Source organism: Blautia glucerasea (genome assembly GCF_020537505.1).
In the GTDB taxonomy this organism is placed as follows: Bacteria; Bacillota; Clostridia; order Lachnospirales; family Lachnospiraceae; genus Blautia_A.
In genome coordinates this window covers 14,781-27,628 of sequence record NZ_JAJBMO010000025.1, presented here as the reverse complement: position 1 = coordinate 27,628, position 12,848 = coordinate 14,781, and the positions used below count along the sequence as shown (strand labels likewise).

At 44.1% G+C, this 12,848-nt stretch carries 11 protein-coding genes; all 11 read left to right on the top strand.

Annotation, left to right across the window (positions count from 1 at the left end):
- Positions 1 to 12 precede the first annotated feature (12 nt).
- The 11 genes from LIQ05_RS15850 to LIQ05_RS19955 all read left to right on the top strand — a co-directional run bounded on the left by LIQ05_RS15850 (position 13) and on the right by LIQ05_RS19955 (position 12,790).
- The gene (locus LIQ05_RS15850; RefSeq protein ID WP_226822212.1) at positions 13 to 795 is read left to right on the top strand and encodes a TrmH family RNA methyltransferase; all 783 of its coding nucleotides are present in this window, start codon (positions 13 to 15) and stop codon (positions 793 to 795) included.
- Positions 796 to 813: 18 nt separating this feature from the next.
- Positions 814 to 1,239 (top strand): NfeD family protein, encoded by a 426-nt coding sequence (locus LIQ05_RS15845; protein ID WP_226822210.1) that lies wholly within the window; start codon positions 814 to 816, stop codon positions 1,237 to 1,239.
- A 91-nt stretch (positions 1,240 to 1,330) separates the two neighbouring features.
- On the top strand, positions 1,331 to 2,275 hold the full coding sequence (locus LIQ05_RS15840) for an SPFH domain-containing protein (RefSeq protein WP_226822208.1): 945 nt from the start codon (positions 1,331 to 1,333) through the stop codon (positions 2,273 to 2,275).
- 114 nt (positions 2,276 to 2,389) lie between these two features.
- Positions 2,390 to 3,391 carry an ornithine carbamoyltransferase gene (argF, locus tag LIQ05_RS15835; RefSeq protein WP_226822207.1) on the top strand — a complete coding sequence of 334 codons (1,002 nt, stop codon included), beginning with the start codon at positions 2,390 to 2,392 and terminating at the stop codon, positions 3,389 to 3,391.
- A 132-nt stretch (positions 3,392 to 3,523) separates the two neighbouring features.
- The gene (locus LIQ05_RS15830) at positions 3,524 to 4,360 is read left to right on the top strand and encodes a biotin--[acetyl-CoA-carboxylase] ligase (protein WP_226822205.1); all 837 of its coding nucleotides are present in this window, start codon (positions 3,524 to 3,526) and stop codon (positions 4,358 to 4,360) included.
- 129 nt (positions 4,361 to 4,489) lie between these two features.
- A complete protein-coding gene (locus LIQ05_RS15825) occupies positions 4,490 to 4,840 on the top strand; it encodes a DUF6145 family protein (protein ID WP_226822203.1) in 351 nt (116 codons plus the stop codon).
- A gap of 38 nt (positions 4,841 to 4,878) precedes the next feature.
- The gene (dusB, locus tag LIQ05_RS15820) at positions 4,879 to 5,835 is read left to right on the top strand and encodes a tRNA dihydrouridine synthase DusB (protein WP_226822264.1); all 957 of its coding nucleotides are present in this window, start codon (positions 4,879 to 4,881) and stop codon (positions 5,833 to 5,835) included.
- 209 nt (positions 5,836 to 6,044) lie between these two features.
- Entirely contained in the window at positions 6,045 to 7,394 is a 1,350-nt protein-coding gene (locus LIQ05_RS15815; RefSeq protein WP_226822201.1) for a M20/M25/M40 family metallo-hydrolase, read from the top strand.
- A gap of 121 nt (positions 7,395 to 7,515) precedes the next feature.
- On the top strand, positions 7,516 to 8,229 hold the full coding sequence (locus LIQ05_RS15810) for a LytR/AlgR family response regulator transcription factor (RefSeq protein ID WP_226822199.1): 714 nt from the start codon (positions 7,516 to 7,518) through the stop codon (positions 8,227 to 8,229).
- A complete protein-coding gene (locus LIQ05_RS15805) occupies positions 8,226 to 9,560 on the top strand; it encodes an ATP-binding protein (protein WP_226822197.1) in 1,335 nt (444 codons plus the stop codon). Before LIQ05_RS15810 ends, LIQ05_RS15805 begins: the two co-directional genes overlap by 4 nt.
- A gap of 212 nt (positions 9,561 to 9,772) precedes the next feature.
- On the top strand, positions 9,773 to 12,790 hold the full coding sequence (locus LIQ05_RS19955) for a glycoside hydrolase family 3 N-terminal domain-containing protein (RefSeq protein WP_226822195.1): 3,018 nt from the start codon (positions 9,773 to 9,775) through the stop codon (positions 12,788 to 12,790).
- Positions 12,791 to 12,848 lie beyond the last annotated feature (58 nt).

Sequence of the window (12,848 nt, the reverse complement as noted above, 5' to 3'; positions counted from 1 at the left end):
GGAGGATAATTTATGATAACCAGTGCAAATAATACACAGGTAAAAAATATCATACAGTTAAATCAGAAAGCCAAGGCTCGTAGAGAACAGGGCCTGTTTGTGGCTGAGGGACGGAAGATGTTCGGGGAAGCTCCCAGGGACTGGATTTCCAAGGTTTATGTAACCGGGTCATTAACGGAGGATGCATCTTTGATGACACAGGTTATGGCACTTCCAGAAGAAAAAAGAGAAATCGTGGCAGACAATGTTTTCCGCCAGATGTGCGACACCAAAACCCCACAGGGAATCCTTACGGTGCTGAAGAAGCCAGTATGGACTGTGGAAGACATTTTGAAAGGAGACGCTCCTCTGGTAATGGTTCTGGAGGATCTTCAGGATCCTGGAAATGCAGGAACGATTTTCAGAACTGGGGAAGGTGCTGGTGTTTCCGGTATTTTCCTTACCAAAACCTGCGTAGATATCACAAATCCCAAGGTGATCCGTTCCACAATGGGATCTATTTACAGAATGCCTTTCCTATATGTGGAGGATGTGGTATCATTAAAGGCAGAACTGGAGCAAAGAGGTATCCGTACTTTTGCAGCCCACCTGAAAGGAAAGAATTCCTATGATCAGGAGGATTATCAGGGCGGCACAGCGTTTCTTATCGGAAATGAAGGGAACGGCCTTACAGAAGCGGCGGCAGAAGCTGCTGACTGTCTTATCCGGATCCCAATGTGCGGCAAGGTAGAATCCCTGAATGCAGCTATGGCTGCTGGAATTCTGATGTATGAGGCGGCGAGGCAGAGACGGTAGGAAAAAGGGGGGAGTCTTATGACACCTATTATGTGGCTGGGAATCCTGGCTGTGCTTCTGGTTATTGAAGGGCTTACCACGGCACTTACCACCATCTGGTTTGCTGGAGGTGCGCTTGCTGCTGCTATAGCAGCTGGTGTTGGAATGGGAATCGTGCCGCAGCTTCTTCTGTTTTTCTGTGTTTCACTTGTGTTGCTTCTTTTCACAAGGCCAGCGGCTTTGAAGCTTATGAATAAAGGCACAGAAAAAACAAATGTGGAAGGTCTTCTGGGGAAAAGCGCTGTTGTGATCCAGCAGATCGACAATCTGGCCCAGACTGGCCAGGTGCGCATTAACGACATTGAATGGATGGCCCGGACATCCGACGACAGCGTAACAATTCCGGTGGGGACTGTAGTGGTGATCGAGGCAGTTCATGGCGTTCGGCTTATTGTGCGTCCATAGTAACAGAGTGGCTGATGCTGTCAGATTACCTGCAGATAAAAATGCTGACCAGCTTATGGTCGGAAAACTCAAGTAAATAGGAGGCGTAAATATGGGAAGTATCTTAGTTCTACTGATCGTTATCATTCTGGTTTTGTGGATCCTGGCATCCTGCATCCGCATCGTACCCCAGGCATATGCGATCGTACTTGAGCGTTTAGGCGCTTATCAGGCAACATGGGGAACCGGCGTACACTTCAAACTTCCGTTTGTAGAGCGTGTGGCAAGAAAAGTCAATCTGAAAGAGCAGGTTGTAGATTTCCCACCACAGCCGGTTATCACAAAAGATAACGTAACCATGCAGATTGATACCGTTGTATTTTTCCAGATCACAGACCCGAAGCTGTACGCATACGGCGTTGAGAATCCGATCATGGCCATTGAGAATCTTTCCGCAACTACCTTGCGTAACATTATCGGTGATATGGAACTGGATGAAACCCTGACCTCCCGTGAGGTGATCAATACCAAGATGCGTGCTTCCCTTGATGTGGCGACTGATCCATGGGGAATCAAGGTAAACCGTGTAGAGCTTAAGAATATCATTCCTCCGGCTGCTATTCAGGAAGCCATGGAGAAGCAGATGAAGGCAGAGCGTGAGAGACGTGAGGCTATTCTGATCGCAGAAGGTGAGAAGAAATCCACCATTCTTGTTGCGGAGGGTAAAAAGGAGTCTGCAATTCTTGATGCAGAGGCTGAGAAACAGGCCGCAATTCTTCGTGCAGAAGCTCAGAAAGAGCGTATGATCAAAGAGGCAGAAGGTCAGGCAGAGGCAGTTCTCAAGGTTCAGAAGGCGAATGCAGAAGGCCTTCGTATGATCAAAGAGGCAGGCGCTGACAATGCAGTTCTTACCCTGAAGAGCTTCGAGGCGCTTGCAAAAGTGGCAGATGGTAAGTCCACTAAGATTATTATCCCATCCGAAATCCAGAATCTGGCAGGACTGGCAGCTTCTTTGAAGGAAGTTGTTGTGGATGAGAAGGATAAGAAAGAAGAGTAACGTTCTCGGAACGAGGAAATCAATGCAATGAAAGCTGAACATGGCCGATCTGGAAAGTGAAAGACTGGAAGACTTGTATGACTGGCTAATCTGGAAAGATAGAGGAGAATTATTATGAACTTAAAAGGCAGAAACTTTTTGACACTAAAAGACTTTACACCAGAGGAAATTCTGTATCTTCTTGATTTATCCGCTGAGTTAAAAGCAAAGAAAAAAGCAGGCGAGCTTACCGAGTATTACAAGGGCAAAAATATCGCCCTGATCTTCGAGAAGACCAGCACAAGAACACGTTGTTCCTTCGAAGTTGCTGCACATGATCTTGGAATGGGAAGCACATACCTGGATCCGACTGGCTCCCAGATCGGTAAGAAAGAGAGCATTGCAGATACAGCAAGAGTTCTTGGAAGAATGTATGATGGTATTGAGTATCGTGGATTTGGCCAGGAGATCGTAGAAGACCTTGCAAAATACGCAGGTGTTCCGGTTTGGAACGGTCTGACAAACGAGTATCATCCAACCCAGATGTTAGCAGATATGCTTACCATCCGTGAGCATTTCGGATATCTGAAGGGAATTAAGCTGGTATACATGGGAGATGCCCGTTACAACATGGGTAACTCCCTGATGGTAGCCTGCTCCAAGCTTGGCATGCATTTCGTAGCCTGCACCAGCAAGAAATATTTCCCGAATGATGAGTTAGTTGCACAGTGTAAAGAGTACGCAGCCCAGTCCGGTGCAACCATCACTCTTACAGAGGATGTAGAAGCTGGAACTAAGGACGCAGACGTTATTTACACAGATGTATGGGTATCCATGGGCGAGCCGGATGCAGTATGGGAAGAGAGAATCCATGATCTGACACCATATAAGGTAACATCCGCAGTTATGAAAAATGCAGGGGAGAAAGCTATTTTCCTTCACTGCCTGCCAGCATTCCACGATCTTAAGACAAAGATTGGCAAAGAGATGGGCGGGCGCTTCAACCTGACGGATATGGAAGTAACAGATGAAGTCTTCGAGTCCCCGGCTTCCAAGGTATTTGACGAAGCTGAGAACCGTATGCATACCATTAAAGCGGTTATGGTTGCTACACTGGGCGAGCCGGAGAATAAATAATTCAGCTTCCAGATAATGATAAATTCCGATTATTCCTATGTTCTTATGTTTCCCTTTTTATCCTTTGGATAAGAAGTATCATTTAGCTAAAGAGCTTGGGGTAATTGAAAATTACAGAAAGGGTATCTGAAAATGATTTCCGAGAAAGAATTACGTGAAGAAGCTGCCGCAGGCAGCATCTATAACGAAACCACAATTGCAGATCAGATACATACAAAATGGGCGGGCAAAACCGTCCATTTTGCAAGAGAAATGGATTCTACCAATCTGTGGATTAAGCGTCTGGCGAAAGAGGGGGCACCGGAGGGAACTCTTGCACTGGCAGAATTTCAGTCAGCTGGAAGAGGCCGTCTTGGCCGCTCCTGGGAGGTGCCGGAAGGTACTTCCGTTATGATGAGCATTCTTCTCAGACCGAAATTTGAACCTCAGTATGCACCAACCCTTACCCTTGTAATGGGTATGGCTGTGGCGAAAGCAGTGAAGGATCTTGGTTTTGACGTAAGTATTAAATGGCCTAACGATGTGGTGGTTTCCCACAAAAAAATATGCGGAATCCTTACGGAAATGGGGGTTCGAGATGGAAAAATTGACTATGCAGTCATCGGAGTGGGAATTAATGTAAATATCAAAGAGTTTCCGGAAGAGATGGCGGACAAGGCTACTTCCCTTTATCTGGAGGCTGGCAGGGAATTTGACAGAAGCCAGATTCCAGGGCTGGTGATGGAAGCTTTTGAAGGATATTATGAGAAATTCGCAGCAACCTGTGACCTTAGCGGGCTGAAGGATGAGTATGAAAGTATCCTTGCCAACTATAATCAGCCGGTTCGCGTACTGGCGAAAGAGCCGTATGAGGGAATTGCCAGAGGTATTACAGATGGCGGAGAGCTGCTTGTGGAGAAAACAGATGGAACGATCGTAGCTGTCAGCGCAGGAGAAGTTTCGGTTCGCGGGCTGTATAGTTATGTATAAAGATTGTGTTATTTGAGCACTTTCGCAAATGATATTCCTTGCGGATTATTGTAACATTACAGTGAATCGGGAATATCAGTTGCGAAAATGTTGTTGCTGACACGAATAAAAATGAAAGGTGGGATTTAATTGTATCAGGATAACGTAGTACTTTGCGGCGCAAGCGCCTATGAGCAGAAATATTATTTTAATAAAGATTTTGATTCTCTGCCAGATCATGTGAAGAAAGAGCTGCAGATCATGTGCGTCCTTTTTACAGAAGAGATTGGTGGAATTTTCACATTGGAATTTGATGATCACGGAAACCTGCAGTTTAAAACAGAGGCTACCGAGGCAGATGGATTCTATGACGATATCGGCGGTGCACTGAAGATTAAAAAGCTGCGCGTAGAGAAAGAGGAGCTTTTGGAATCTCTGGAAATGTATTATCGTGTGTTTTTCCTTGGGGAAGATGTGGATAAAGAGACTCAAGGAGAGTAAGCAGTGTGGATAATTTGAAATATGAAGTGCCGAGAAACATGAAGTGGAAAATTGGTAATGTGGAGATTCCTAACCGATTTGTTTTAGCACCGATGGCGGGCGTTACTGACCTTGCTTTTCGCAGACTTTGCAAAGAGCAGGGCGCAGGGCTTCTCTGCATGGAGATGATCAGCGCCAAGGCCATTTCCTATAAGAACAAGAATACCCGGGCGTTGATGGAGATTGATCCTGTGGAACATCCTATTTCTCTCCAGCTTTTTGGAAGTGAGCCGGAGCTTATGGCAGAGGTGGCAAAGGAAATCGAGGGGGAACCTTTGGATATTCTGGATATCAATATGGGGTGTCCGGTGCCGAAAGTAGTAAATAACGGCGAAGGCTCTGCTCTTTTGAAAAATCCGGATCTGATCGTGGAGATTGTGAAAAGTGTTTCTTCGGCTATTGAGAAGCCACTTACAGTGAAGGTTCGTATTGGATTTGAGAATGAGCCGGTGGATATTGTGGATATTGCGAAACGTGTGGAAGATGCCGGGGCTGCAGCGATTGCAGTCCATGGACGGACGCGTCAGCAATTTTATTCCGGAACAGCGGATTGGGAGACAATTGCCAGAATCAAGGAAGCTGTTTCCATTCCGGTTATTGGAAACGGAGATGTGGATTCACCGAAAAAAGCAGAGGCACTTTTCCGTCAGACTGGGTGCGATGCGGTGATGATAGGACGGGCCGTGGAAGGAAACCCATGGATTTTCCGAGAGATGAATCATTATTTTACAACAGGGGAAGAGCTGGCCAGACCTTCTCTTACCGAAGTAAAAGAGATGATTTTGAAGCATGCCCGTGCTCAGATTGGAATAAAAGGTGAGTTCATCGGGATTCGGGAAATGCGCAAGCATGTGGCATGGTATACAGCCGGAATGCCCCACAGTGCAGGACTTCGCAGGGAGTCAAATAATATTGAGAGTTATGCAGACTTGGAGAAGTTGTTAGAGAGACTGTAAATTCATTTGGTGGACGCGGTTCTGCATGGTATATTCCACGCAGACCGTCGCAACGCTGCGCTGAACTAACTGCCAATTGCGGCTAATCCTCTCGGGAGAGCCCTGGATGGTCTGTTTTGGAGTATTTTGTGATAGTTATAGAAGTCAGGAGGTTTGGGCTGGGAATGCTGGAACTTTCTGGCTTTTTCTATGATTGAGAGGGAAAGATTATGGAAAAATTACTGAAAGATAAAAAGGTGCAGGAAGTATTACAATTTCTGCAAAAGGATGACGAAAGAACCTTACGTGAGCACCTGGAAATGTGCCAGATTCCAGCGCCTTCTTATGAAGAAGGAGAGAAAGCGGAATATGTCCGGAAGAAGATGGTGGATGCGGGCCTTTCGGATGTGCATATTGATGAAGTAGGAAATATGTTGGGAACATGGAAAGGTACAGGAAATGGACCGAGAATCATGATTGCAGGACACACGGATACCGTTTTTCCCAGAGAGACAGATCTTACCTTGAAAAAAAGGGGGGAACGCTACAGCTGTCCGGGAATCGGGGATGATACCAGGGCAGTAGCAGAACTGCTCAGTCTGGCAAGAGCACTAAATGCCACAGGAATTCGAGGCGAGGGAGATATTGTTTTCTGTGCAAATGTGTGTGAGGAGGGACTGGGCGATCTGCGTGGAATTAAGCACGCATTTAAAGATATGACTGTAGCGAAGGAAAAGACGGAGTTCCTGGAAAGTGTTCAGCTTTCAAAGAAAACAGAATCTATGGAAAGCGTTCAGTTTTCCAAAAAAACAGAGTCAATGAAGAGTAGTGCATTTTCAACGAAATCCAAAAACCACTACGACGGCTTCGTCTCCATTGACGACAAAAACACCTCTGGAATCATCTACCAGGCGGTGGGAAGTGAACGTTACCTTGTGACATTCCGCGGAACTGGCGGACACAGTTTCACTGGCTTTGGAATCCCCAATCCGATCCATGCAATGGGAAGAGCCATCGCAAAGATCAGCGATTTTCAGACACCGAAAAATCCGAAAACTACGTTTAGTGTAGGCGTAGTAAACGGCGGCACATCTGTAAATGTAATTGCGGCAGAATGTTCTATGCTGGTGGATATGCGCTCTGTAAACGCAGAAGAACTTACCCGATTGTCTGCGAAATTCCACCAGGCTATAGAAGACGCAGTTCAGGAGGAAAATGCTCGTTGGGAGGACAAAGAGAACCCTGTCACCGTCACCTTCGAACAAAAAGGCAAGCGTCCCGCTGGCACCCAGGATAAATCCTGCCAGATCGTCCAGGCTGCCAATGCAGCAAACCAGGCACTTGGTATGGAAACTCTATACATCGGCGCGGCCAGCACCGACGCTAACATCCCCATTAGTCTGGGAATCCCAGCCATCACCGTAGGCTGGGGCGGCAAAGGCGGCGGAGAGCACACCATCCACGAATGGTATGAACACGCAGAATCCTGGAAGGGCCCACAGCGCGATTTGCTTTTATTATTGGCATTATCTGGATATGAAGGTGTACGGGAATATCAGCTTCCGCAGATAAACGGATAAAGATCCTGTGGTAATGTGGAGGCTCTGAGAACTGGCAAGGTTGCAAAAAAGTAAGGCGGATGATAAAATTTTATTATTAGACTGCTTGTTATTCCATTACATCAGGGGAAAGGAGGAGGGTATGATTCGTGTAGCAATAGTTGAGGACCAGGAGTCAGATATTATAATATTAAAAAAAATATTACATCATTTTGAAACAGCAGAGGGGGAAATGTTTCAAATCACGTTGTACCATAGTCCTTTAGCCCTTTTAGAAGGTTATCGCGCAGTGTATGACCTGATTTTTATGGATATTGAACTTCCGCATATGAATGGTATGGAGGCAGCGAGAAAGCTGCGGAAACTGGACACAGGTGTACTGCTTATTTTTGTTACTAAAGTAGCAAAGTATGCAATTCGGGGATATGAAGTTGGAGCCCTGGATTATGTTTTAAAGCCTCTTGAGTATTACAGTTTTGTTCCAAAAGTCAGAAGAGCTATACGATATATTAATCTAAATGCAGAAAAATATATTACTCTAAACAAAGATCGCGGACAGCGCAGAGTAAGTCTCCGCTATCTTAAGTATGTAGAAGTAAAAGGGCATTATCTCACATATTATACGGTAGATGAAGAAATCGTGGCGAGAGGTAAAATTTCAGAACTGGAACAGAAACTGGAAATGGAGAATTTTGCCCGATGTAACAACTGTTATTTAGTGAACTTGCGCTATGTAACAGGCGTACATGGCCAAATATTGGAATTGGGCAGTATCCAGCTTCCTATTAGCAGGACAAAACAAAGTGAGTTCCTAAATCGTTTGACATTGTACTTGGGAGGTGATATCAAAATATGATCAGCAATTTTCTGATTTTTGGTGAAGATGTATTGGCAGGAGCATTATTCCCGTTTGAGTTATTAATAGCAGTTTGGATGTTTCTTATTGGTCGAAAAAGACGCTCGAATTATATTGCACGAGTGCTTATATCCATAACAGTATACATATTGTTGTTTATGGTAGTGCCTCCAGCTCCAGTTTCCCCTGCCTCACCGGATTTTACTTCTGTATGGGTTTGCTGGTATCGGGTGTTATATTGTGTTGCAGTTGTAGCTGCCTGTGTCTTTTTCGGGTATCTATGTTATAACGAACGGATTTTGAGTCTTTTATTTTGCGCATTGGCCGGATATTCAGTGCAGCATATTGCCTACTTCTGTTATCAATTTATACATATTTTCCTTCCACTTCCGGATTCACTGGAAAAATATTTTATACAATATTTGGTGATGGCATTTATTTATGTGGTTTTTTATCAGACATTTTCAAAATTACTTCAGAATGAGGAATGTATTAATATTGATAATCAAGAAGTGATTCTGTTTTCAGTCATTGTCCTGCTGGTAAATGTGGTGCTTAGTGTGTGGCAGAGTGCAGAACCCAGGGGAGTGCTCACAAAATGGGTAGAAAGTATGTATTCGGTTATTGCATGCCTTTTGATCCTGTTTTTTCAGTTCAGTATTTTTTCCAGATATAAGGAAAAATCCAGGGCAGACCTGATTCATTATATGTGGTTAAGGGATCAGGAACACTACCGCCTCAGCAAAGAAACTATTGATACGTTAAATGTTAAATGCCATGATTTAAAGCATATCCTTCTGAGCCAGCGAGGGCAGTTGGATCAATCAACGGCGGATGAATTAGAGCAGGCCGCGACTGTTTACGATTCCGTTTTGAAAACAGGAAATGAAGCGTTAGATGTGGTGTTAACAGAGAAATTCTTATTTTGTGCCAATAACCAAATAGGAATTACTTGCATGATAGATGGTTCTGCGTTGGGGTTTATGGATGACAATGATATTTACTGCTTGTTTGGAAATATCCTGGATAACGCTATAGAAGCGGTGCTCAAATTAAAAGATACTTCCAGGCGGCAGATTAATTTGACAATGGGCAAAAGGGAAGAGCTTTTGTTCCTGCGTATTGAAAATTATTTTGAGAATCAATTGTCCTTTGTAAATGGATTGCCGCAGACTACAAAAGCAGATGAAAAATACCACGGATTCGGATTAAAGAGCATATCTCTGGTAACTCAAAAATACGGGGGGAATGTCAGTATATCTACTCAAGGTACGCCTCCAGAGCAAACATTTTGTTTAAATATATTTTTTCCCGGGAAAGATCTAAAGTGATCTTTCCCGTTTTTTGCATTATGGGACAGCTGAATGTCGAGTTAGGACAGTTTTATTGACGGAGCTTTCACCTCAAAATATAATACAAGAAATTCTACACAGACATTTCTGTGCAGTAAAAAAACCGAAAATGTGGTGGAAGCTAATAGGGAAAAACTCTATATAAGATAAGTGATTTCCACCCCATCGGGAAAGAAAGCGAGAGGTGGAAAGTGGTAAAAGTAAAAAGAAACAAAACAAAATTCTGGTTCCTCTGGACGCTTCTGTTTGTATCGGTGTTGATCGTCGCATTGATCGGCAACTCCTATGCACTCAGATATAAAGGGGCACTGAACTCCGTGTTGGGCATTGATACGACCCAGGTGGAGGGGCTGACTGAATTATCAGCCAGCGATTATGATTTCACCCAGGAAGATGAGACTCGATTGATTCAGGATGATCATGCTCTCTACCAAAGAATAGTAGAAGAGGGAACAACACTGGTCAAAAATGATGCTGGTACAGATGGTGAACCGGCGCTCCCCCTAAGTGAAAATGATAAAATTAGTATATTTGGTATTGCAGCACCGGCTTATCTTGATCTGAAAAACAGTCTGGAAGAAAATGGAATTCAGGTCAACAAGTCACTTTATGAAGGCTATCAGAGCTTCTACGAGGGAGACTATCAGCCCAGAACTGGAGCAGATCCACGAGAGGTTCCCTGGAGCGAAGTAAGCAAAGTACTTGGTAATGATACTGGTGATACCGCATTAGTAGTGTTTGGAAGACGGTCTAGTGAGGGTACAGATTGTGTTTCCGGTCACAGTGGAAATAACAGTGCCAGTCCATATGCGGAAGCACAGGATTATCTGGCTTTTTCAGAGAATGAACGCGGTCTGCTTACAGCAATCAAGGAATTAAAAGATGAAGGCGTATTTAAAAGAACAATTGTTTTAATCACAACATCTAACAGTATTGATTCAGCTTTCATTAATGATCCGGAGTGCGGGGTAGATGCTTTGGTTTGGACAAGTGCGGACATTAACGATACGGATACATTAACCGGTATTGCAAATCTTCTTACAAACAAAGATGGACTGGATTTTTCCGGACGTTTAGTTGACACAATGTATGTAGACAACCAGCTTTTGCCTGAAATGTCTAACTTTGGTTATGTGACAGCTGATTTGTCCCAGGTGGATGATGAAGTACTGCGTCAGGTTAAGGAAGAACAGGCTAAGTGGCGAGGCGCACAGGGTAATTACTGGAATACCAGTGTTACTTATCAGGAGGGAATTTATCATTCCTATCGTTATTATGAAACACGTTATGAGGATTACATTCTGAATGGTAATGAAAATAATGCATATGTCAATTGGTCTTATGATGACTATGTTGCAGAGCCATTTGGAAAGGGTCTTCATTACAATACGGGAATTTCCTATAGTGATTTTTCTGTGGATGTAAATGACGAAAATGGAACCTTTGATGTAAGTATGGTTATTGAAAACAGTGGTTCCACGGATGTGCTTCATTCTGTAACACTTTATATGCAGACACCTTATAGCGAGCGTGACCGTGAAAATGGAATTGAGGAAAGTGCGATCAAGCTGGTTGCATATGATAAATTTGAAATTCCGGCAAACAGTTCCATTAATGTTACGATTCCGGTGGATCAGAAAGAAATGCGCAGCTATGATGCAAATGTTTCCAAAACTTACATCCGCGATGGAGGGGATTATTACCTTACGGTAGGAGAAGATGTTCACGATGCAATGAACAATATTCTGACAATGAAAACCGAAGGTATGGACGAGGCTGCCCAGCGTATGGCTGAATTGAATGAAAGCGGAGATGCAAGCCTTGTATGGAAAACTACATATGATTTTGATGATCAGGTGTTTGCAACCTCAGATGCATCTGGCGAAAGCGTTGCTATTACAAATCAGTTTGATCATGCAGATTTAAATCGAGATGAAGATGCACAGGCTGCTGGCAACAGTATTGTTTATCTCTCCAGAACCGATTGGGTAGGTACTTTCCCAAAAACCTATTACCAGGTACAGTATAATGATGAGATGGTAAAACAGGCAGCACCACAGACTTATGAAACAGATGAAACCCTTAACGCCCAGATGGATATGCCAGTTACTGGTGCAGACAATGACCTGACAGTTGTTGACTTGATAGGTGAGCCTTTTGACAGTGAGGTATGGGACAAGTTTATGGACCAGCTGACGGTTGATGAACTGGTAGATAATGTTACTTTTGGCCAGGATGTGGGACGCCCGATCGCTCGGCTTGGTATTCCGGCTACAAAGGACTCTAACGGACCGAGTGGTTATGGTGGGGCTGTCGCCAATAGTGAGGAAAAGACCATTTCTTTCACAGGCGGTGATTTACGTGCGGCAACATTCAATGATGAGTTACTGGAAGAGATGGGACGCCTTACTGCCGAGAATATGTACCATCGTGACGGCAGTGATAAGTTGATAAATCTTTGGGGCTGGGGTCTGGATATCCATAGAACTCCTTATGGCGGCCGTAATTCCCAGTATTATTCTGAGGATGCATTTATTTCTGGTATGGTCAGCGCTGCTGAGACAAGAGGTTTACAGGAAAAAGGTGCTTATGCTATGTCTAAGCATTACCTGTTAAATGATCAGGAAACCAATCGTCACGGCATTTCTACCTGGGCGAATGAGCAGACAATCCGTGAAGTGTATCTGCCAGCATTTGAATATGCTGCGGAAAAAGGCGGTTTGGTCAGTGTTATGACATCCTTTAACAGGCTTGGTATGGTTTGGGCAGGACAGGATTCCAATGCTCAGATTAATGTGCTGCGTAATGAGTTCGGTATGTGGGGCTCCTTTATTACAGATATGTATGAGGCGGATTACATGGATGGCGTAGATGGTGTGATCTATGGTACAACAAAGTTCCTTGCCAGTGCTTCACCAAACATTGTTGATCCAATTATGGAATTGGCGAATGCAGGTGATAAACTGCTGATTTCTCAGTTGAAAGACAGTGCAAAACACAATTTATATCAGGTTGTCAATAGCTTTGCATTGGATGGATTTACAGAAAATACCGTAATTCGTACATTGACACCGTGGTGGCAGAATGCATTGCGTGCGTTAATAGCTGTTTGCTTAATTGGCACGATAGGCAGTGCTGCCATGCTTGTCCGGACTATTAGGAGGAAAAAGAAGCTGAAACAGCTCAGCCAGCAGGAAAGTGCTGAATAAGATTAATTACGACCAAAGTGTTATTGGTTCTTTGAGCTAATCAAATACAATTGTTGAG